Source organism: Succinivibrio faecicola (genome assembly GCF_019448115.1).
GTDB classification, from domain to species: Bacteria; Pseudomonadota; Gammaproteobacteria; order Enterobacterales; family Succinivibrionaceae; genus Succinivibrio; species Succinivibrio faecicola.
Map to the genome: position 1 here is coordinate 13,427 of NZ_JAGFNY010000004.1, position 22,297 is coordinate 35,723.

Below are 22,297 nucleotides of genomic sequence, written 5' to 3' on the forward strand. Positions count from 1 at the left end.
TCCTAATTAAACTTTTTTACTGCTAAGCCGTTAATAAAATACCAAGTGGCAATTTTGGAAAAAACAAATTACCGTATAGTTGTACTATAATTAATGTTACAGAAAATAGAGGAGAAGCTATGAGTAAATTGTTTAAGCTCAGTGCTATAGCAATTGCTATTAATTTAGCTTGCTTCTCAGCACCTTTAACTTCACATGCAGCAAAATATGATATGGTGACCAGTACAAAAGCAATGGTTGCCAGGGATGCTTTGCAGTCTTTTGACATGTCGTCCATGACAAATAAGGCTAAAGATGCAAGTACAGATATGTACACGCCTGATATCATGAACGCAATCATTGAAAACAATAAACTTGAATATATTGTTTTAAAGCAGGACCGATGCCAGTTCACTGCAGATATTGAAGATAGAGCAAGACTAGTTAAGAGTCCTGTTTTTATGTATGCCTGGGGGCAGATGCTCCTTAAGGGAATATGTGTTAGGGCAGAGCGTGACCTTGCACTCGGATACATAAGAAGAGCTGCTGATGATGGTTATGCTCCTGCTATGGTTCAGATGGCGGAATATTTTGAAAAGGGAACTTTTATGCACAAGAGTTTCTCCCTTTCAGAACAGTATATGCACACAGCTGCTGCATTAGGTTCAAAAACAGCACGCCTTAATTGGGCTGATATGCTTATCAGAGGATATGGCTCTCCATCCTTGTATGAAGAGGCTTATGCATGGCTTTACCACAGCCAGTATGAAGATGAATACTCTCAGATGAAGAAGATTTATTTAGAGTCACAGCTTAAAAAATTCTTACCTCCGAATGTAATTGCAAGAAATGAGGCTTTTGAGCCTGATATATAAAAAACAGAAAAGATACTGCATGCCTGGACCAAATCCAGGCATTGTTTTTTGAAAAAACAATAATCTGTTATAATGCTGATAACTATCAGAAATTTTTTAAGGATTACTAATGTTTGACAATCTAACAGAGCGCCTTAACCGCACTCTTAAAAACATAAGCGGTAAAGGTCGTATTACAGAAGACAACATTAAAGATACTCTTCGAGAAGTTCGTGTTGCCTTGCTTGAGGCAGACGTTGCACTTCCAGTTGTAAAATCATTCACTCAGAGAGTTAAAGAGCGTACTTTAGGTACAGAGGTTGCTTTAAGTCTTACACCTGGTCAGGAATTCATTAAGGCTGTTCATGCTGAACTTGTCGAAACAATGGGTGGTACAACACAAGAGATTAACCTTGCCCATCAGCCTCCTGCAGTAATACTGTTAGCAGGTCTTCAGGGTGCTGGTAAGACAACATCTGCAGCAAAGCTTGCCTTATATTTAAAAGAACGTCTCAAGAAAAAGGTTTTAATGGTATCGGTGGATACTTACAGACCTGCAGCTATGGATCAGTTAAAGACTTTATCTTTAGAGGTAAATGTTGACTGTTATCCTTCTTCACCAAAAGACAAACCAGAAGATATTGCAAAAGCAGCTCTTCAAGAAGCTAAGTTAAGAGCATATGATGTTCTTATTGTTGATACTGCAGGTCGTCTTGCAGTAGATGAAGAGATGATGGATGAGGTCAAGAGACTTCATGCACTTACTGATCCTGTAGAAACACTGTTTGTTGTTGATGCAATGACAGGTCAGGATGCAGCTAATACAGCAAAAGCATTTAATGATGCTTTAGCACTGACTGGTGTGATATTAACCAAGGCAGATGGTGATGCAAGAGGTGGCGCCGCCTTGTCAGTAAGAGAAATTACCGGCAAGCCAATCAAATTTATCGGTATGGGAGAGAAGGTTGTTGCCCTTGAACCTTTCCACCCTGACAGAATTGCATCCCGTATTCTCAATATGGGAGATATTCTCTCCTTAATTGAAGATCTTCAGCGAAATACTGATGTTGAAAAAGCCAAAAAGATGGCTGAAAAGCTAAAGTCAGGTGAAGGCTTTACATTCGAGGATTTCAAAGATCAGATTGCTCAGATGAAGAAGATGGGCGGTATGACTGGATTGCTAGATAAACTGCCAGGAATGGGTAATATTTCTGAGCAGATTAAAGATAAAGTCAATGATAAGAGTATTGCTCATATGGAAGCAATTATCAACTCAATGACTAAAAAGGAACGAATTCATCCTGAAATCATTAAAGGTTCTAGAAAGAAGAGAATAGCAATGGGTGCTGGCGTTGAGGTACATGAGGTAAATGTTCTTTTACGTCAGTTTGAAATGACCCAGAAGATGATGAAGAAAATGGGTAAGGGTGGTATTCGTAAAATGGCAGGTGCAATGCGCGGTATGATGGGTGCCATGGGAGGCATGGGCGCAATGAATAACCTGTTTAGAAGGTAAATTTTTTCTGGCAGAAATTCTGTCAGATTAACTCTAGGTTGCTATTTTTTTTACTCTCTTTATTTGAGAACTTGATTTTTTTGAAATTAAGTGTAAAATATGGCAACTGTTTTTTGTAAGGTGACAATTGTCACAATTGTCATGATTTTTATTTTTATATAGGTACTAGCGAAATGGTAGTCATTCGTTTACGTCGTTTAGGCGCTAAAAAACGTCCTTTCTATCACGTTATTGTTGCAGACAGTCGTTTTGCAACATCTGGCCGTTTCATTGAGCAGGTTGGTATTTTCAACCCTGTTGCAAACGGTAAAGAAATCCGTCTACGTTTAGATTTAGAAAGCATCAATGCATGGATTGCAAAGGGTGCACAGCCATCAGATCGTGTAAAGCGTCTTTTATGGGAAGCTGAGCAGGGTGAAGAGGCTGTTTTAAAAGCTAAGGAAGAGAAGCACGCTAAAGCAGTTGCTGCTCGTAAGGCTGCTGCAGAGGCTAAAGCTAAGGCTGAAGCTGAAGCTGCACAGGCTGAACAGGCTTAATAACTGCTAAATATGGCAGATACTCCGCGTCAAATGGGAGCCTTAGGCTCTTCATTTGGAGTAAAAGGTTGGATGAAAGTTCGATCTTTTACGAGCCAACCTGAGAACCTTTTTGACTACTCGCCATGGTTTATACGTCAGCGCGGGATGGAATGGCGCGAGGTTCAGGTTGAAGAATATAGACCACATGGTAACGGTTTTATCGTTAAGTTAGATGTGGCCTCAACTCCAGAGGAGGCTAAAGCTTATGCTGGAGCTGAGATAGGGATCAGGCGTTCAAGCCTGCCACCTGTACCTGAAGGTACCATATATCTTGCAGATCTTGTTGGATGTACAGTATATGGTCTTGAAGGTGTAATGCTCGGCAAAGTGTCGGGAATTAGGGATTATGGAGCTGCTCCAATTATGGTAGTGTCTCCCTCTGACCACCTGGCTAAGGAAAGAAATGAAGATTTTCTAATTCCTTATGTCGTGGGCCCAATTGTCAAAGCAGTTGATCTCGAAGCTATGACAGTTGAGGTTGAGTGGGGTGTTGATTACTAAGATGTATTTCGGCGTAATTACACTCTTTCCTGAGATGTTTGATGCAGTGACCAAATACGGGGTTACTCGCAGAGCTTGTGAAAATGGACTGATTACAGTCAATTGCACAAATCCTCGCGATTATACCTTAGATAAATTTGGTAATGTTGATGATAAGCCATATGGCGGTGGACCTGGTATGCTTATGCAGGTTCAGCCACTGTCAGATGCTATCAAAGCAGCAAAAGCTCAAGCACCGGATGGAACAAAAGTTGTCTGCATGTCTCCTCAAGGAGTGCAGCTAAATCACTCTCTGGTCACCAAATTCCACAGTTGGGGCTCAATTATTCTTATAGCAGGACGCTATGAGGGTATTGATGAACGCGTCCTTCAGACTGAAGTCGATCTGGAGGTTTCGGTCGGTGACTATGTCCTGTCAGGGGGTGAACTTCCTGCCATGTGTATCATCGATTCAGTTTCAAGAATGGTTCCTGGTGTTTTAGGAAACATTCAGAATGCCAATGAGGATACTTTTGCAAAAGGTCTTCTTCATTTTCCTCAGTATACTAGACCAGAGGAAATCAATGGTCTTAAGGTTCCTGAGGTACTGATGAGTGGACATCATGAAAAGATTCGTTCTTGGCGTTTAAAGCAGTGTTTGGGAAGAACCTTGCAAAGGCGTCCTGATCTGCTTGAAAACCGTACTCTTACTAAGGAAGAAATTAAACTTCTTGCTGAGTATAAAAAAGAGCATGGTTTAGAATAAGTTTTTTGTTTTTACTTAATGGTAGGTATTTCAAAATGGCAAGCAACCCAATTATTGATCAGCTTGAGAAAGAGCAAATCCGTACAGACATCCCTGAGTTCAACCCAGGTGACACCGTACGTGTTGAGGTTAAGGTTGTTGAAGGTGATAAGACCCGTTTACAGGCTTTTGAGGGTAACGTTATTGCTAAGCGTAACCGTGGCTTAAACTCATCTTTCACCGTTCGTAAGATTTCATCAGGTGAAGGTGTTGAGCGTGTTTTCCAGACAAACTCACCAATGATCGCTTCAGTTAAGGTAACACGTCGTGGTGACGTTCGCCGTGCTAAGTTATACTACTTACGTGACCGTTCAGGTAAGTCAGCACGTATTCGCGAGAAGATCAATTAATTCTTTTTACGAATATAATCTTTATTTGGCACCCGGTTTATCCGGGTGTCTTCGTTTTTATAATACTAGAATCTATTCTTGTTTACCTCTTAAAAATTGGCATTTATCCCTAAAAAATGAGATAATCGCAGTATTAATTTTTTTTAATCGTCAAATGTCAAAATATTGGTAAATATCAATGGATAAGTTAGAACAAGCCAGATTAGACGGTATTGAGGCAGCAAATAACGCAAAGAATTTACAGGAGTTAGATGCTGTTCGTGTAAATCTGTTAGGTAAGAAAGGTATTTTTGCCTCCTTTATGCAGGAACTATCAAAGTTATCTGCACAGGAGCGTCCAGAACGTGGTGCACTAATCAACCAGGCAAAGCAGGCTGTAGTTGCTGCTGTTGAAGAGCGCAGAGCAAGCATTGAGAATGCTGCTTTACAGGAGAAATTATCTAAGGAAACCGTTGATATTTCTCTTCCTGGCCGCCATAGAGAATATGGCAACATTCATCCTATCAGCAGAACTATAGAGCGTATCAAAGAAATCTTCGGTTCAATGGGCTTCTCAGTTGTAGGTGGTCCTGAAATTGAGGATGATTATCATAATTTTGATGCTTTAAATCTTCCTCCAAATCATCCAGCTCGTTCTTCACAGGATACATTCTCAGTTGAGAACGGTCTTCTGTTAAGATCACAGACATCTTCTGTTCAGGTGCGTACAATGGAAACTCAAAAACCACCTATCAGAATTATCGCTCCAGGTCGTGTATATCGTAATGACTATGATATGACACATACCCCAATGTTCCATCAGGTTGAAGGTCTTCTTGTTGAAGAACACACCTCGTTTGCTGAATTAAAGGGTGTATTAAATGAGTTCTTACTAAAGTTCTTTGAAGAAGAGCTTGAGGTTCGTTTCCGTCCTTCATTCTTCCCATTTACAGAGCCATCAGCTGAAGTTGACTTACGCAGAAAAGGCGGAAAGTGGCTTGAAGTGTTAGGTTGCGGTATGGTTCATCCAAATGTTTTAAAGAACGTAGGCATTGATACAGATAAATATGTAGGTTATGCCTTTGGTATGGGTGTAGAAAGATTAACCATGCTCAGATATGGCGTTAATGATTTAAGAGCGTTCTTTGAGAATGACTTACGTTTCTTAAAACAGTTTGCTTAGTTAGGTTGGATAGAAAAAATGATTTTCAATAAACAGTGGATTGATGAGTGGGTTGAAAACGACCTGAGTGCTGAGCAGCTTGCTGATAAGATCACAATGGCAGGCCTTGAAGTAGATTCAATTAGCGATGTTGCTGATAACTTCAGCCATGTTGTAATTGGTAAGGTATTAGAGTGCGTAGAGCATCCTGATTCAGACCATATGCATGTTACAAAGATTGATGCAGGTACTGGCGAAAATCTTCAGATCGTATGTGGTGCTCCTAACTGCAGAGAAGGACTTACAGTCTGTGTTGCTCTGATTGGCGCTCATGTAAATGGTATTGATATTAAGAAGGCAAAACTTCGTGGTGTGGAGTCATATGGTATGTTATGTTCCTACAAGGAATTAGGCATGTCAGATGAATCAAACGGTATTATTGAATTACCTGATGATGCTCCTATAGGAATGGATATCAGAGAGTATTTTGAGTTAAATGACAAGATCATCGATGTTGATCTGACATCTAACCGCCCTGACTGTCTTGGTATTGTTGGTATCGCCCGTGAAGTATCAGTTCTTTTAGGTCGTGAGTTTAAGGCAAACAAGGTTTTCTCTGTAGAGAACAAGATTGACGATGTTTTCCCTGTTGAAGTTGTAGACAAGAAAGCATGTCCTCGCTATCTGTGCCGTATCATCAAGGGTGTTAATCAGAAAGCTAAGTCTCCGTTATGGATGGTAGAAAGACTGCGCCGTTGTGGTATTCGTGCTGTTTCACCTATCGTAGATGTTACCAATTATGTAATGCTTGAGTACAGCCAGCCATTACATTCATTTGATTTAAACAAGCTTAACGACAAGATTGTTGTAAGACAGGCTGCACAAGGTGAGAAACTGACTGTTTTATCAGGTGAAGAGATTTCATTAAAGCCAAATACATTGGTTATTGCAGATTCAAAGGGTGCAGTTGGTTTAGCTGGTATTTTTGGTGGCTTAAATTCAGGTATTGATGATAATACAACAGACGTTCTTTTAGAGTCAGCATTCTTCCATCCAGATGCTATCAAAGGCCGTGCTCGTCAGTATGGTTTAGACACAGATGCATCTCATAGATTTGAGCGTGGTGTAGATCACGACAATCAGCGCAGAGCAATTGAGCGTGCAACTGAACTTTTAATTGAAATTGCTGGTGGAAGTGCAGGTCCTGTAACAGAAGCTGTAAGTGAGGATGATCTTCCAAAGCACGAGCGCATCAATGTTCGTTTAGCAAAGATTGCTAAGGTCCTAGGTAAAGAGATTGATGACGATACTGTATACACAATTCTTCACAATCTAGAACTTGATCCTCAGAAGATTGATGGTGGCTATTCAGTAGTTTCACCAAGCTTCCGTTTTGATATTGAAATTGAAGAAGATATCATCGAGGAAGTTGCAAGAATCTATGGATATGACAACATTCCTAACGTAACTCCAGTAAGTGAGCTTTATATGGTTCACGAAAAGGAAGAAGTGGTTGCTGATAGAGATATCAGACAAGCTTTGACTGACAGCGGTTACAATGAGGCAATTACATACTCATTTACTGATCCAAAGGTTTTAAAGGAGTTTAGCTCAATTAAGCCATTAATGCTTACTACTCCTATTTCACCAGAACTTTCTGCAATGCGTACAAGTCTTCTTGCAGGTCTTTCAATTGTTGCTAAATACAATTTAAATCGTCAGCAGAAGAAGGTAAGACTATTTGAGCAGGGACTGATTTATATTATCGATCAGAATGCTGAAAATGGTGTAAGACAGGAACCTATGGTTGCTGGTATTTCAGCAGGCGACATTGAGGAAGAAGGCTGGCATGCTAAGAGCAGAGCAGTTGATTTCTTTGATATCAAGGGTGACGTTGAAGCTTTACTTGGTGTAACAGCAAACAGCGATGTATTTACTTTTGTAAGAAGCAATGAGCCTATGCTTCACCCAGGCCAGAGTGCTGATATTCTTAAGAATGGTCAGAAAGTTGGCTATGTTGGTATGCTTCATCCAACAACTGCAAAAGCTTTAGGCTTCAAGCAGAAAGTTGGTGTGTTTGAGATTGCTCGTTCTGCTGTATCAGTACGTAATATTCCATCATACAACCCAATTTCAAAGTTCCCATCTGTTAGAAGAGACTTTGCATTTGTTGTTGATAAGAACGTAAATGCTTATGATTTAACAGCTTTAGCATATGAACTTGGTGGTAAGATTGTAAGCGATGCCTTTGTATTTGACGTATTTGAGGATGAGTCTTTAGGTGACAAGCGTTCTGTAGCAATTGCAATTATTGCTCAGGATGTGGATCGTACACTTGAAGAATCTGAGATTGAAGCATTAGCAACCAAGTTTGTTGAAGCTGCAAAGGAAAAATTCAACGCAACTCTGCGTTCTTAATATAGGAGATATAGCCATGGTTGATAATAATATGACCTCTTTGGAACAGCGCTTAGCTGCTCTTGAAGATCTAACAAAAAAACTAGAAGATGGTCAGTTACCTATTGATCAGGCTATTGAACTGTATTCAAAGGGTATGGAGCTTGCTGTATCATGCAAGAAGAGTCTTGAAGAACTTTCTGGAAAAATCGAAGTCGTTCGAGAGAATGCTCAGAAAGTATTGAATAAAGAGCCTTAACTGTACCCTTTACTATTTTTTTGCGGTTGGAGAAATAATGGAACTTAAGGAATTTGCTCAGACAGTATCTGAAAGAATCAATGCATTCATGAAGAATTATATTGATAATTTTGATGATGCTGCACCAGATCTTAAGGAGGCTATGAGCTATGGCCTGCTTCTAGGTGGTAAAAGAGCTCGTCCTCTGCTTGTTTATGCTACAGGACTTGCTTTAGGTTCTTCTTTTGAAAAACTCGATTATCCAGCCGCTGCAATTGAATGTATTCATGCATATTCACTGATTCATGATGATATGCCAGAAATGGATAATGACAAACTCCGCAGAGGACATGAAACTGTTCATGTGAAGTTCTCTCAAACCATTGCTTTGTTAGCAGGAGATTCTCTACAGACAATGGCGTTTGAAATTCTGTCTGATAGCAAATCTGGTCTATCTGATAAAGCTGTTGCAAATCTTGTAAAAATACTGTCTTCAAAAGCAGGATATACAGGTATGTGCGGCGGACAGGCTATGGATCTTGATTCTGAGGGAAAGAAGATCCCTTTAGAAAAATTAAGACTTCTTCATTCTAAAAAGACAGGTGCACTTATTAGAGCTGCAGTACTTATGGGTGCAGTAGCCTCTGAGAATGTGACAGAATCTGTGCTTTTGATATTAGACGAGTATGCAAAGTATACTGGTCTTGCATTCCAGATATGGGATGATATATTGGATGTTATTGGAGACACCTCTGTTATGGGCAAGACTCAAGGTTCAGATATCAGCCTTGATAAGAGCACTTATGTCAGCCTTTTAGGTCTTGATAATGCTAAAAAACTTGCTTATGAGTGTGTTGAAAATGCAGTAAACGAGTTGAAAAAACTTGATATTGATACATCGGTTTTAGCTCAGTTCGCACGTTTTACTATCAGCAGAGATCATTAGTAAGTGCAAGAATTAAATACACCGTTACTTGACAGCATCAAGTCTCCAAAAGATCTAAGAAAACTTCCTGTAGATGAATTAAAATTTGTTTGTCAGGAACTGAGAGAATATATAATCAATTCTGTAAGTAAAACATCAGGTCATCTAGCTTCAGGCCTTGCAGTTGTTGAACTTACAACAGCCCTTCATTATGTATTTAATACCCCTGATGACAAGATTATTTTTGATGTAGGCCATCAGGCATATCCACACAAAGTTCTTACTGGTCATAAAGAAGAGCTTCAAACCATTCGTAAAAAAGGCGGACTACACGCTTTTGTCTGGCGTGGAGAGACTGAGTATGATCTTTTATCAACAGGTCATGCTTCAACATCAATTGGCTCTGCATTAGGTCTTGCAGTATGTGAAAGAAATTTAAAAACAAAGAATAAAGTTGTTGCTGTTATAGGCGATGGTGCCTTGTCAGGTGGTGCTGCATATGAGGCATTAAATTGCGCAGGTGGCACAAAGGATCTTGATCTTATAGTTATCCTTAACGACAACGAGATGAGTATTTCTGAGAATGTAGGTTCAGTTTCTCAGTATTTAGCATCAATTCTTGCTAGCCCATATTATGTAAAATTTGTTGAAGGTGGAAAGAAGGTTCTAGAAAAACTTCCTGCAATCAAGTCACTTGCAGAGAAAGCTCAGGAACATGCAAAAGGAATGCTGCTCCCGGGAACTTTATTTGAAGAGCTTGGATTTAACTATATCGGACCTATTGATGGTCATGATCTCCCATCATTGGTTTCTATTTTAAATAATGTAAAACAGATTGGCGGTTTACAGTTTGTCCATGTTGTGACAAAGAAAGGTAAGGGCTATATCCCAGCTGAACAGAACCCAACAAAATATCACGGAGTTCCAACATTTGATCCTGCTGTAGGTATCAGCGATGATGAAAAAGTCGATTCAATCAAGTCATATTCAGATGTTTTTGGTAAATGGCTTTGTGATATGGGCAAAGCGGATGAAAAACTGGTTGCCATAACTCCTGCAATGCCTGTAGGCTCAGGTATGTGCGAGTTTGAGAAGGCTTATCCTGACAGATTTTTTGATGTTGGTATTGCAGAGCAGCATTCGATGATATTTGCATCTGGTCTTGCTGCTGGAGGATTGCATCCTGTTGTAGGTATATACTCATCATTCCTTCAAAGAGCGTATGATGGATTGATTCATGACATGGCAATTCAGGATCTTCCTATTGTTGTGGCTGTTGACAGAGCTGGAATTGTAGGTCCTGATGGTCCTACTCATCAGGGAATATTTGATATTGCATTTTCAAGATGCATTCCAAATCTGACAATCATGTGTCCATCGGACAGCAAAGAGCAGTATCTTCTTTTAAATACAGCATATAAGCTAAATAAACCTGCTTTAATCCGATATTCAAGAGATGGTGATGATGTTGCTTTAAACGAGCTGAGTCTTGATGATACAGTTCAGATAGGAAAAGCAAAAACAGTAATGACTGGATCAAAGGTTGCAATTCTCTGTTTTGGCTCTTTACTGAGTTCAGTAAAAGATGTTTGCAAGAGAAATAATACAACTTTAATAGACATGAGATTTATAAAACCACTTGATGAAGAGTGCATTAAAGGTGTTGTTATGAATCACGATACTGTGATTACTCTTGAAGAAGGGGTTGTAATGGGGGGCATCGGACAGGAGGTTATGTCTGTAGCTCATAGCATTAGAAATGATGTAAAGGTTATAAATCTTGGAATCTCTGATCAATTCGTTATGGAAGGTAAGAGGTCAGAATTGCTAGAAGATGAAAAATTAGATGCTAAAAGCATAGAAAATCTTATAAAAATGTACAAGGAGTAAAAATGCCTTCATTTGATATAGTTTCAAAGTTAAAGAAAGATGAAGTATTAAACGCTGTTGATAATGCAAATCGCGAACTTCAGACAAGATATGATTTTAGAGGCGTTGAGGCATCTTTTAATTTTGATAAGGCTTCAAACGAAGTGAAATTAGAAGCTTCAGAAGAATTTCAGATTCAGCAGATGGACGATATTCTAAGACAGAAACTGATTAAGCGTAATATCGAGGCAACAGCTGCTGAGTTTAAGGAAATTACACGTTCTGGTAAAAAATCAATACAGGTAGTTTCATTCAAAGAAGGTATTGATAAGGAACTTGCAAAGAAAATCATTAAAATTATCAAAGATTCAAAAATCAAAGTTGATGCTAAGATCAACGACGATATTATTCGAGTAACAGGCAAGAAAAGAGACGATCTTCAGGCTGTTATTGCTCTGGTTCGTTCATCAAAGATAGAGCAACCATTACAGTACGAAAACTTCAGAGATTAAGGTTTGCATATGCCTGAATCACCTGAAAGAAAATCAAGAAAAGATCTGATAAAACAGATCTTTTCAAAAAAGATGTTTATATGCCTGTGCCTTGGCTTTGCATCAGGCATGCCTCTTTTTGTTGTTCTTACACTAATAAGTGCATATCTTCGAAAAGAAGGTGTTAACCTAAAAGAAATCGGCCTATTTTCTCTGGCATCTTTCCCATACACCTGGAAATTTCTCTGGGCTCCTTTAGTAGACAGATACAACCCATTTAAACTAGGTAGAAGACGTGGCTGGATAATTCTCTCCCAGATAGCAGTCTTTTTATCTATATTCTTTGTAGGTCAGTTCAACGCTCAGTCATGTACAATTGTTATAGCTATAATAACGCTGATCCTGTCATTCTCATCTGCAACACAGGATATCGTGATTGATGCTTACAGACGAGAAATTCTTGAGGATAATGAACTTGGACTTGGAACATCTTTATTTATTGCATCTTCACGAGCATCAAGTCTTATCCCTGCAGGCCTTTCTTTAATTCTTGCAGATTTTATTTCCTGGCAGGCTGTTTTCTTCATAACTGCGGCATTCATGCTTCCTTGTCTTCTTTTATCGGTATTTTTAAAAGAGCCAGAAACTATTGTCTGTGCTAAGAATCTGCATCAGGCTATTATTGAACCATTCAGAGAGTTTGTTAACAGAGCAGGTTTAAAGTCAATGCTATTAATCATCCTGTTTGTTTTCTGTTACAAACTTGGCGATTCAATGGCTACTGCGCTGGCAACTCCTTTTTATATCGATCTGAAGTATGACTTGCTGACTATAGGCCTTGTTGCAAAGAACTGCGGTATATGGTCCATGATAATCGGTGGAATCCTAGGTGGAATTATTATGCTGAAAATCGGCATTAATAAAGCACTTTGGATTTTCGGTTTCGGTCAGCTTGTAACCATCCTTGGATTTGCATTTTTAGCACATATAGGTGCAGGAAGAGAAACTGCTCCTTCTGTTTGGTATCTAGCCATTGTGCTAATATTTGAATATCTTGGCGCAGGACTTGGTACTGCTGCATTTGTATCATTTATTTCAGCAAAAACAAGTAAAGCCTATGCTGCGACACAGTTTGCCCTGCTCACATCATTAAGTGCGGTGCCAAGAACCTTCTGTAATGCAACAACTGGTTATATTGTCGAGTTCTGCGGTTGGGAAAACTTCTTTTATATCTGCACTGTTCTTGCAGTTCCCGGAATGCTTCTTCTTTTCAAGGTAGCTCCATACTTTGAAAAAAACGAAGATAAAAATCCTTCATAATCAAAAGAGTGCAGTAAATGCACTCTTATGTTTAAATCTGTCCAATTCATCAAACTTTTTTTACAAAAATAAATTAAAAATTTATTTGTTTTTGATGTTTATCTAACATTTTAGATTTAGGTTTGATTTCATTAGAATTTAATAAGTTTTAATGATAAAATTTCACATTGAAAAATCCTGCCCGCTATATTTGTGACATTGGTTTTTGTTTCAGATTTATATGTGAGGGCGGGGAGGTAATCGGGAAATTTTTCCTTATTTTTATTTAATTGGAACCGTCTATGATTAATATCAAAAAAGGATTGGATCTGCCAATTGGCGGCAAGCCTGAACAGTCGGTGAGTGAAAGCCCTGCAGTAAGTCATGTAGCTTTATTAGGTACAGACTACGTTGGTCTTCGTCCATCAATGGCTGTTGAAGCTGGCCAGAAAGTCAAGAAAGGTCAGGTTCTCTTTGAAGATAAGAAAAATCCTGGAACATGTTTCACTGCCCCTGCTGCTGGTACTGTAGTAGCTATCAATAGAGGTGAGAGACGTTGCTTCCAGTCTTTAGTAATTGAAGTAGATCCTAACGGTGAAAGTGTTGAATTCAAAAAGACTTCAACAGACAGACTATTAAGTCTTTCATCAAAGGAAGTAGTTGATGAATTGGTTGCATCTGGTATGTGGACTGCATTACGTACCCGTCCATTTGACAAGGTGCCTGCAATCGGTTCTCTTCCTCACTCAATTTTCATTACTGCTATTGATACAAATCCTTTAGCTGCTGATCCTAAGGTAGTTATCTCAGCTCAGGCAGAAGCTTTTGCAAACGGTGTTAAGGTTTTAAGCCGCATCGGTGTACAGGTTTATGTATGTAAGGGCGACTATGACGTACCACTTGTAACAGCTGACAACATCCGTTACGAGTCATTCAAGGGTCACCATCCTGCAGGTTTAGCTGGTGTTCATATCCATCATCTTGATCCAGTTTCTGAGAACAAGACTGTATGGCACATCGGTTATCAGGATGTTATTGCTATCGGTCATCTGTTTGTTGAAGGCGAGCTATTCAATGAGCGCGTTATTTCAATTGCAGGTCCAAATGCAAAGAAACCACGTCTTGTAAAGACATTATTAGGCGCAAGCGTTGCAGAATTAACTGCAAACGAGATTGTGAAGTCTTCACAGGGTGTACGTGTTATTTCTGGTACTGTTCTAAATGGTAACATCGCTACTGGTGTATTTGCATACCTTGGCCGTTATCACCAGGCAGTTGCATTGCTTGAGGAAGGTAACTGTAACGAATTCTTCTTAGGAAACTGGATGGGCTTAGGTTTACACCGTCATTCAGCAACCAGAGCATTCCTTGCAAACTTCTTAAGACCATCTAAATATACCTTCAACACCGCATTAAATGGTGGTCCTCGTGCCATTCTGCCAATCGGTTGCTATGACAAGGTATTAGCTCCATATGAGGTTGAGGCTACAATGTTACTTCGTGCTATTGACATCAATGATGTTGATCAGGCTAAGTTATTAGGTATCCTTGAGCTTTCTGAAGATGATATTGCACTTGCAACTTATGTTTGCCCAGGTAAGAATGACTTCGGTCCATTATTACGCAGAAGCTTAACTAAGATTGAGGTGGAGGGTTAATAAGTGTTACTAGACGTAATGAAGAAATTCTCCTTACTCTTCACTAAAGGCGGACTACTACATTGGTTCTATCCTTTATATGAGGGTACATTTACATTTTTATACAGTTCAGGACGTGTAACAACCGGCAGAACTCATGTTCGTGATTTCGTTGATTTAAAGCGTATCATGATCATCGTTTGGGCTGCTGTGTTCCCTGCAATGTTCTGGGGCTGGTATAACGTAGGTAATCAGATTGTAACTTCTATTGCTTCACTGCCAAATTCTCAGGAAATCGTTTCTGAGTATTACAGCCTTCTTTCAGCTGACTGGCACTATGCTTTAGCACAGTTACTTGGCGGTTCATTAAGTGCTGATGCTAGCGTATACTCAAAGATGTTATTAGGTGCAGTTTATTTCTTGCCTATTTACATCGTAGTATTTGCTGTTGGTGCTTTCTGGGAAGTTTTATTCTGCTTACTTCGTCACCACGAAATCAACGAAGGTTTCTTCGTAACTTCTATCCTATTTGCACTGATTGTGCCTCCAACCATGCCATTATGGCAGGCTGCTTTAGGTATCAGCTTCGGTGTTGTAATCGGTAAGGAAGTATTCGGTGGTACAGGCAGAAACTTCGTAAACCCTGCATTATGCGGTCGTGCATTCTTATTCTTTGCATATCCTGCTTCAATTTCAGGTACTCAGTGCTGGGTTCCAGTAGACGGTTACTCAGGCGCAACTCCACTTGCACAGTGGGCTGCAGAAGGTGCAGACGGTCTTAAGGATGCATTAGGTCACCAGATTAACTGGATGGATGCTTTCTTAGGTAACATCCCAGGTTCAATCGGTGAAGGTTCAACAGCTATGATTTTAGTTGGTGCTGCTATCATCCTGTTAACAGGTGTTGCATCACTTCGTATCATGTTAGGTATCCTTATCGGTGCATTCTTAACTGCTACCTTATTCAATTATATCGGTTCAGCAACAAATCCAATGTTCTCAATGCCATTTGAGTGGCACGCAGTACTAGGTGGTTTTGCTTTTGGTGCTGTCTTTATGGCAACCGATCCTGTATCAAGTTCATTTACATCAAAAGGTAAGTGGGCATTTGGTATCTTAATCGGTATCATGGTAATCATGATTCGTACTGTAAATCCTGCATATCCAGAAGGCATGATGTTGGCAATTCTGTTCGCTAACTGCTGGGCTCCTTTATTCGACTACCTAGCTGCTAAGCGCAATATTAAGAGGAGACTTGCTCGTGTCCAAGCTTAATAAAGATTCCGCATTAGGTACATTAATTATTATTGTTACCTTCTGTTTAGTATGCTCAGTGCTTGTTTCATCAGCTGTAGTTGCTCTTGATCCATTCAAGAAGGCTGCTGTTGAGAATGACCGTCAGGTAAACATTCTTAAGGTTTCTGGTTTTGAAGTTAATGATTCAGTATCAAAGACCTTTAAAGCACATATTGAGTCACATCTTATCGATGTAGCAACCGGCCGTCTTGCAGATGATGCTGTTCCTGCAAATGAAATTGAAGGCTACAACTTTGCATCATTAGCTAAAAAGCCTGCTTCATCAGTTAAGATTGAGAAGGCCCGTGACGTAGCAAAAATTATTTCACGTTCTAAGTACATGCCTGTATATTTTGCAAAAGATGACAACGGCAAAGTAGTACGTGTAATTCTTCCTTTCTACGGTCAGGCATTATGGTCAACTGTTTTCGGTTACGTTGCTTTATCACCTTTAGATGCTAATACCATTTTAGGTGTTACCTTCTACTCACACGGTGAAACTCCAGGTTTAGGTGGCGAAATCGACAATCCTCGCTGGCAGGCTCTATGGGTTAACAAGAAACTTACCGACGAGAACGGCGACTATAAGTTCTGTATCAAGAAGAATGCTTCTGAGCATGATTTCGATATCGATGCTCTGTCTGGTGCAACCTTAACTTCAGTTGGTGTTGATAACACTGCTAAGTACTGGTTAGGTGATGCTTACAGACCATTCTTAGAGAATTTAAGCAAAGGGGAGATCATTGTAAATGAGTAACAAGGGTCCTAGCTTAAAGGAAACTTTCCTGACACCTATCATTGCAAATAACCCTGTAATGATTCAGGTATTAGGTATCTGTTCTTCCTTAGCTGTTACTTCAAGCATGAAGACTGCATTTGTTATGGGTCTGTCAGTTATCTTCGTATGTTCTATTGCAAACCTTGCAATTTCAACAGTACGTAGCTTAATCCCTAACTCTGTACGTATTATTGCTCAGATGACAGTTATTGCATCACTAGTAATCTTAGTTGACCAGGTTTTAAAGGCATTTGCCTATGATCTGTCAAAGCAGTTATCAGTGTATGTTGGTCTTATTATTACTAACTGTATCGTTATGGGTAGAACTGAAGGCTTTGCATTAAAGTCAAAACCACTTGCTTCATTCCTTGATGGTTTAGGCAACGGTTTAGGCTATATGCTTGTTCTTTGCGTTGTAGCATCTATCCGTGAGATCTTCGGTTCAGGTTCATGGTTCGGCATGACTGTATTCGAGACTGTAAACAACGGTGGCTGGTATGTACCATGTGGCTTATTAGTAATGCCACCATGTGCATTCTTCCTAGTAGGCTTACTGATTTGGGTTGTTAAAACCTTCCGTAAGGATTTACAGGAACCTCTTGAGTACGATACCCACAGGGAGGATTATTAATAATGTTAGAGCATTATTTATCCCTCTTTATTAAGAGTGTTTTCATTGAGAACATGGCTTTAGCCTTCTTCTTAGGTATGTGTACTTTCTTAGCTGTTTCTAAGAAGGTTACAACCTCTGCAGGTTTAGGCGCAGCAGTTATCATGGTTCAGTTATTAGCAGTTCCTGTTAACAACTTAATCAATACCTATATTTTAAAGCCTGATGCTTTAGTTGTTGGTTTAGACTTATCATTCCTAAGCTTCATCACCTATATCGGTGTTATTGCAGCTTTAGTTCAGATCCTTGAGATCTTCCTTGATAAGTATGTACCTTCACTGTATGCAGCTCTTGGTATTTTCTTACCACTTATTACCGTAAACTGCGTTATCTTCGCAGGTGTTTCATTTATGGTACAGCGTGAGTATACCTTCAGTGAGTCTGTAGTATATGCATTAGGCTCTGGCTCATCATGGGCACTTGCTTTAGTACTCTTAGCAGCTATTAACGAGAAGTTAAAGTATGCTAGTGCACCTGCAGGTCTCCGTGGTTTACCTTTAACCTTTATCACAGCAGGTCTGATGGCAGTTGCCTTCATGTCCTTCTCTGGTATTCAGTTATAAGGGGGATACATGTTTACTATTGTATCTGGTGTTTTAATGTTCGTTGCTATCGTCGTAGTACTAGTAGCACTTATTCTTGTTGCAAGAAAGTTCCTTGTACAGTCTGGTGATATTACTATCGGCGTTAACGGTGATCCAGAAAAGGCAATGAAGTGCCCAGCTGGCGGTAAGCTGTTAAACGATTTATCTGAGAAGGGTATTTTCGTATCATCAGCTTGCGGTGGTCGTGGTGCTTGCGGTCAGTGTAAAGTTAAGGTTACTCAGGGCGGCGGTAACGTTCTACCTATCGAATATTCACACTTCTCAAAGCGTGAAATCAGAGAAGGATGGAGATTAGCTTGTCAGGTAACTGTTAAGAATGACTGTGAAATCGAATTACCTCCAGAGGTATTCGGTGTTAAGAAGTGGGAATGTGAGGTTATTTCTAACCACAACGTTGCTACATTCATTAAAGAGTTACGTTTACGCATTCCTGAGGGCGAGGAAGTTCCATTCCGCGCTGGTGGTTATATTCAGATTGAAGCTCCTGCACATACTGTTAAGTATGCAGACTTCGATATCGAGCCACAGTATCAGGGCGCATTCAAGCACTTTGGCTTTGACAAGTTAGTATCAAAGGTTGATACTCCAACCATCAGAGCATACTCCATGGCTAACTACCCTGGTGAAAAGGGCTTAATCATGCTGAATGTACGTATTGCTACACCTCCATTCGGTAATCCATCAGCTCCTCCAGGAATCATGTCTTCATATATTTGGAGCTTAAAGCCTGGTGATAAGGTAACTATTTCAGGTCCATTCGGCGAGTTCTTCGCTCGCGATACCGACAATGAAATGGTATTCATTGGTGGTGGTGCTGGTATGGCTCCAATGCGTTCACACATCTTCGATCAGTTAAAGAGACTTGATTCAAAGCGCAAGATTTCTTTCTGGTACGGTGCACGTTCATTAGCAGAAGTATTCTATGCCGATGAGTTCGATCAGTTAGCTAAGGAGCATCCAAACTTCTCATGGCACTTAGCATTATCTGATCCACAGCCTGAAGATAACTGGACTGGTTTAACTGGTTTCATCGCAAATGTTCTTTACGAGCAGTATCTGCGTGACCACAAGAACCCAGAAGACGTTGAGTACTACATGTGTGGTCCTCCAATGATGTCTAAGTCAGCTGTTGATATGCTCCACTCATTAGGTGTTGAAGATGAGAACATCCTCTTCGATAACTTTGGTGGCTAATTAAGAGCTAAATTGCAAAGGGGACTGATTCTTCAGTCCCTTTTGTCTATTTGTGTACACACAATACAATAGCTCAAAGGTATATAAGTACACATATCCAATAATTTATATTATTACTTTTGCAAAGAGTTTTAACTCCATACCCCCCACAAAGCAAGACAAATAACTTATTTCATAACGTTAGATGTGTCATAAAGAAGCAAAATAAAAAATTTTTTTCATAATATAATCATCATAGTAAATTGGTAATATACTAAGCATGCGTAAGATACTACCGGGATAATAAAAATGAAGCTTGTTTTCAGGTTTCTTTTACTTTTCGTATTCATTAAATCATCAGCCTGTCTGTCGAATATATGGGAAGCAGGAGAGCTTACATATAAGAACGGATCGACTGAAATTTCTGCTTTTGTAAATACTAAGGAAAATACACAGCTTCAGGTAGTTTTGTGCAGTAAAAAATCAATTGATAATTATCGTTTTACATTACTACTTCCAAAAAAAGTTCTATCTGATTCTGTTATCAAAGTTAAGGTATATACAGATGATTCTGAGGTAGAGCAGTATGCTGAGGTTTCTGGAAATAGCATTGATTTTCAGGTGGATGAAAGTCTTCTTCTTGCAATTCCATATAGTGCAAAACTTCAGTTAGAATTTAATTCAGAAGATGCTGAATATCTTGGATTGCCAAAAATACTAGATGTAAGCATGAAAGGTGCAGAGCTTGCATTAAAGAATGTTTCATCTCAATGTACTGCTTTATGTCTTAATAACGGATTTTCATGTAATAAATCTCTTCTATCATCAATTCTATGGCCAGTAAATTCTTTCAATAGTCTAGAGTATGAACAAATAGATGATTTGTGTACCAAGCAGACAAGACCTGATGTATATAGATTCAATCTGACAAAAAAATGTAAAGCAAAGTTAGACAGATTCTATAACAATGAAGGTGTAGGTCCTTTATCTTTCGTATATCAACTATTTAACAGTCCAAATTCTGCATATAAGAAATATGAACAAAGCTGGAAGGAGACCGTTGCTCTCTCTCCTGTAGTTGCAGAAGATATGAACCGATATGAGCTCAATGACTGGTATCTTCTATTGTATTCATTAGTCGGAAACAGACATATCAGGGAATTTCCTAACAGTTTCTATGCAATAAATAATCACAAAGGTGATCCGACTACATTAGTATACGATATAGACAACAGATATGAGATGGAGCTTTTAAAGTATTCATCTGTTCTGTACAGAAGGATGAATTCTTCAATAAAATCAAAAAACTCAGTCACAAAGACTTTGAAATTATGGTCTGATTTTTATCGTCAGTTAACTCAGATGCTGCCTAATATTCATCACGCACAGGCAGTAAGACCGATTATCTACAAGTCCATGCTAATGAGAATATGGAATCTTGCAGGAAGACCTAATGGAGTAAAATTCTATTCAAAAAATATGTTCAGACATGGAACTAATGGAAAGACTATAACTGACGAAAACCTTGAAAAGCAGTGTTCGTTATTTGAAGGTTCAAATGGAGAGCAGTTCTTCTATGCATCATCTGATTGTGTAAAATCAGTAGCAGATATAATGAGAACCTCTCCTTACAACACATCTTTGTACAAAGATCTCGAAATAAAATGGGACAATTATGCAAAGGCTTGGATGAGCTCTCCTTTCTACAATGATTCGTTAGATGATGCAATTGGAGAGAACAAAAGAGCAAATCTTACACTTATAATACTCTCTTTGTTTAGGGAATATGGATTTGGTGATTATTTCCAGATCAGAGAATGTCTATCAAGTAGAGATTCTGACATTTGCAGTTATGAGTCAAATAAATATTATTCTACATATACAAAAGAATTCAATTACAGATTAGATTCAATCAGTAACGTAAGTGCAGATGATGCTAACAGTCTGAATGAACTGAATAACCTTTACCTTGAGTATTATCATGCACTAGAACTTTATCTTGACGATCTGGTTAGCTCAAACACTATTCCATTGTGGAGAGCTGATTTTATCAAGTCTCTTGCTTCAATTGTTCAGACTAATGCTATGCTGAATTTTGCATATTCAAGAGAAGAATTACCAGATATTTCACAGAATATGCAAAAAGAAGGTACAGACGAAAAGATGACCATTGAGCAGGATAAGTATGACGATAATGATGGCCAGCCAGATGATATCTACAATAGCGACGATGATATCGATGAGGACATAATAGTACCTATGTGATAATAAAGATAACAGAATCTGAATGCACGTATATGAAAAAAGGAGGCGTTAGCCTCCTTTAAAAATCTGTTGTTACATATTATTACATGTGAGAAACTTCTTCTTGAGCCTGACGAAGAAGATCATTTAGGCCAACCTTTGATAAGGTCTTTTCATCAACCTTCTTAACGATAATTGCAGCATAAAGTGAATACTTGCCATCCTTTGATGGAAGGTTACCTGCAACAACAACTGAATGAGGAGGAATTCTGCCATAGCTGATTTCACCAGTTGTTCTATCATAGATTCTTGTTGATTTGCCAAGGAAAACGCCCATTGAAATAACAGAGCCTTCGCCTACGATAACACCTTCAACAACTTCTGAACGTGCACCGATAAAGCAGTTATCCTCAATGATGGTAGGACCTGCCTGAACGGGCTCTAGAACACCACCAATACCTGCACCGCCTGCAATATGTACATTCTTACCAACCTGAGCGCAAGAACCTACTGTAGCCCATGTATCTACCATGGTGCCAGAACCAACATGTGCACCAATGTTAACAAATGATGGAAGAAGAATAGTGTCTTTTTCGAGGAATGCACCGCGTCTTACAACGCAACCTGGAACTGCACGGATGCCTTCCTTTGCAAATCTTTCAGCTGTATAGCCATTAAACTTTAATGGAACCTTATCGTAGAATGCACCACCTGGAACTTCTGTCAGGAAATTATCTTCAATTCTGAATGATAATAGAACAGCTTTTTTAATCCACTGGTTTGTAACCCAGTCACCATTAACTTTTTCTGCTACTCTGATTTCACCTCTATCAAGTGCATCGATAACCTGATTGATTGCATCTCTTAATTCAGCAGAAGCAGTTTTTGAATTGATATTTGCACGGTTCTCAAAAGCGTTCTCAATAATACCCTGTAAATTCTGAACAGACATTTAAAATACTCCTAGGCGGA

20 protein-coding genes and 1 pseudogene are annotated in these 22,297 nt (G+C 39.2%); 20 read left to right on the plus strand and 1 reads right to left on the minus strand.

The features are described from left to right. Positions 1-119 precede the first annotated feature (119 nt). The 20 genes and pseudogenes from J5V48_RS02295 (at position 120) to J5V48_RS02390 (ending at position 21,346) form a co-directional block, all read left to right on the plus strand. On the plus strand, positions 120-854 hold the full coding sequence (locus J5V48_RS02295) for a tetratricopeptide repeat protein (protein WP_219936671.1): 735 nt from the start codon (positions 120-122) through the stop codon (positions 852-854). A gap of 109 nt (positions 855-963) precedes the next feature. Then, positions 964-2,349 carry a signal recognition particle protein gene (gene ffh / locus J5V48_RS02300; RefSeq protein WP_219936674.1) on the plus strand — a complete coding sequence of 462 codons (1,386 nt, stop codon included), beginning with the start codon at positions 964-966 and terminating at the stop codon, positions 2,347-2,349. Positions 2,350-2,522: 173 nt separating this feature from the next. Next, positions 2,523-2,756: pseudogene (gene rpsP / locus J5V48_RS02305) on the plus strand (30S ribosomal protein S16); the annotation flags it as partial. 162 nt (positions 2,757-2,918) lie between these two features. Continuing rightward, the gene (gene rimM / locus J5V48_RS02310) at positions 2,919-3,428 is read left to right on the plus strand and encodes a ribosome maturation factor RimM (RefSeq protein ID WP_255557679.1); all 510 of its coding nucleotides are present in this window, start codon (positions 2,919-2,921) and stop codon (positions 3,426-3,428) included. A gap of 1 nt (position 3,429) precedes the next feature. Next, positions 3,430-4,173, plus strand: a complete 744-nt coding sequence (gene trmD, locus J5V48_RS02315) for a tRNA (guanosine(37)-N1)-methyltransferase TrmD (protein ID WP_219936682.1) — start codon at positions 3,430-3,432, stop codon at positions 4,171-4,173. A 35-nt stretch (positions 4,174-4,208) separates the two neighbouring features. Further along, complete coding sequence (rplS, locus tag J5V48_RS02320) at positions 4,209-4,562, plus strand: 50S ribosomal protein L19 (RefSeq protein WP_219936684.1); 354 nt, start codon at positions 4,209-4,211, stop codon at positions 4,560-4,562. Between the two features lie 178 nt (positions 4,563-4,740). Continuing rightward, positions 4,741-5,724, plus strand: coding sequence for a phenylalanine--tRNA ligase subunit alpha (gene pheS / locus J5V48_RS02325; RefSeq protein ID WP_219936687.1), 984 nt, complete (start codon positions 4,741-4,743; stop codon positions 5,722-5,724). Positions 5,725-5,742: 18 nt separating this feature from the next. Then, a complete protein-coding gene (gene pheT / locus J5V48_RS02330; protein WP_219936690.1) occupies positions 5,743-8,121 on the plus strand; it encodes a phenylalanine--tRNA ligase subunit beta in 2,379 nt (792 codons plus the stop codon). Positions 8,122-8,137: 16 nt separating this feature from the next. Further along, positions 8,138-8,359, plus strand: a complete 222-nt coding sequence (gene xseB / locus J5V48_RS02335) for an exodeoxyribonuclease VII small subunit (RefSeq protein WP_219936692.1) — start codon at positions 8,138-8,140, stop codon at positions 8,357-8,359. Positions 8,360-8,396: 37 nt separating this feature from the next. After that, positions 8,397-9,284 carry a (2E,6E)-farnesyl diphosphate synthase gene (gene ispA / locus J5V48_RS02340; protein ID WP_219936694.1) on the plus strand — a complete coding sequence of 296 codons (888 nt, stop codon included), beginning with the start codon at positions 8,397-8,399 and terminating at the stop codon, positions 9,282-9,284. Between the two features lie 3 nt (positions 9,285-9,287). Then, the gene (gene dxs / locus J5V48_RS02345; RefSeq protein WP_219936696.1) at positions 9,288-11,153 is read left to right on the plus strand and encodes a 1-deoxy-D-xylulose-5-phosphate synthase; all 1,866 of its coding nucleotides are present in this window, start codon (positions 9,288-9,290) and stop codon (positions 11,151-11,153) included. Between the two features lie 2 nt (positions 11,154-11,155). Further along, on the plus strand, positions 11,156-11,644 hold the full coding sequence (locus tag J5V48_RS02350) for a YajQ family cyclic di-GMP-binding protein (RefSeq protein WP_219936698.1): 489 nt from the start codon (positions 11,156-11,158) through the stop codon (positions 11,642-11,644). Between the two features lie 9 nt (positions 11,645-11,653). Continuing rightward, a complete protein-coding gene (locus J5V48_RS02355) occupies positions 11,654-12,943 on the plus strand; it encodes an AmpG family muropeptide MFS transporter (RefSeq protein ID WP_219936700.1) in 1,290 nt (429 codons plus the stop codon). Between the two features lie 281 nt (positions 12,944-13,224). Beyond that, on the plus strand, positions 13,225-14,580 hold the full coding sequence (locus J5V48_RS02360) for a Na(+)-translocating NADH-quinone reductase subunit A (RefSeq protein ID WP_219936702.1): 1,356 nt from the start codon (positions 13,225-13,227) through the stop codon (positions 14,578-14,580). An 18-nt stretch (positions 14,581-14,598) separates the two neighbouring features. Continuing rightward, positions 14,599-15,834: an NADH:ubiquinone reductase (Na(+)-transporting) subunit B gene (locus J5V48_RS02365; protein WP_219936808.1), complete on the plus strand. Its 1,236-nt coding sequence runs from the start codon at positions 14,599-14,601 to the stop codon at positions 15,832-15,834. After that, positions 15,821-16,612 carry a Na(+)-translocating NADH-quinone reductase subunit C gene (locus J5V48_RS02370; protein ID WP_219936704.1) on the plus strand — a complete coding sequence of 264 codons (792 nt, stop codon included), beginning with the start codon at positions 15,821-15,823 and terminating at the stop codon, positions 16,610-16,612. Before J5V48_RS02365 ends, J5V48_RS02370 begins: the two co-directional genes overlap by 14 nt. Next, positions 16,605-17,264, plus strand: a complete 660-nt coding sequence (locus tag J5V48_RS02375) for an NADH:ubiquinone reductase (Na(+)-transporting) subunit D (RefSeq protein WP_219936706.1) — start codon at positions 16,605-16,607, stop codon at positions 17,262-17,264. Before J5V48_RS02370 ends, J5V48_RS02375 begins: the two co-directional genes overlap by 8 nt. Before the next feature lie 2 nt (positions 17,265-17,266). After that, a complete protein-coding gene (gene nqrE, locus J5V48_RS02380; RefSeq protein ID WP_219936708.1) occupies positions 17,267-17,866 on the plus strand; it encodes an NADH:ubiquinone reductase (Na(+)-transporting) subunit E in 600 nt (199 codons plus the stop codon). Positions 17,867-17,875: 9 nt separating this feature from the next. After that, a complete protein-coding gene (gene nqrF, locus J5V48_RS02385; RefSeq protein ID WP_219936710.1) occupies positions 17,876-19,102 on the plus strand; it encodes an NADH:ubiquinone reductase (Na(+)-transporting) subunit F in 1,227 nt (408 codons plus the stop codon). A 288-nt stretch (positions 19,103-19,390) separates the two neighbouring features. Next, entirely contained in the window at positions 19,391-21,346 is a 1,956-nt protein-coding gene (locus tag J5V48_RS02390) for a hypothetical protein (RefSeq protein ID WP_219936713.1), read from the plus strand. 82 nt (positions 21,347-21,428) lie between these two features. On the opposite strand, the gene dapD is transcribed toward J5V48_RS02390, so the two are convergent. Beyond that, positions 21,429-22,277 (minus strand): 2,3,4,5-tetrahydropyridine-2,6-dicarboxylate N-succinyltransferase, encoded by an 849-nt coding sequence (dapD, locus tag J5V48_RS02395; RefSeq protein WP_219936715.1) that lies wholly within the window; start codon positions 22,275-22,277, stop codon positions 21,429-21,431. Positions 22,278-22,297 lie beyond the last annotated feature (20 nt).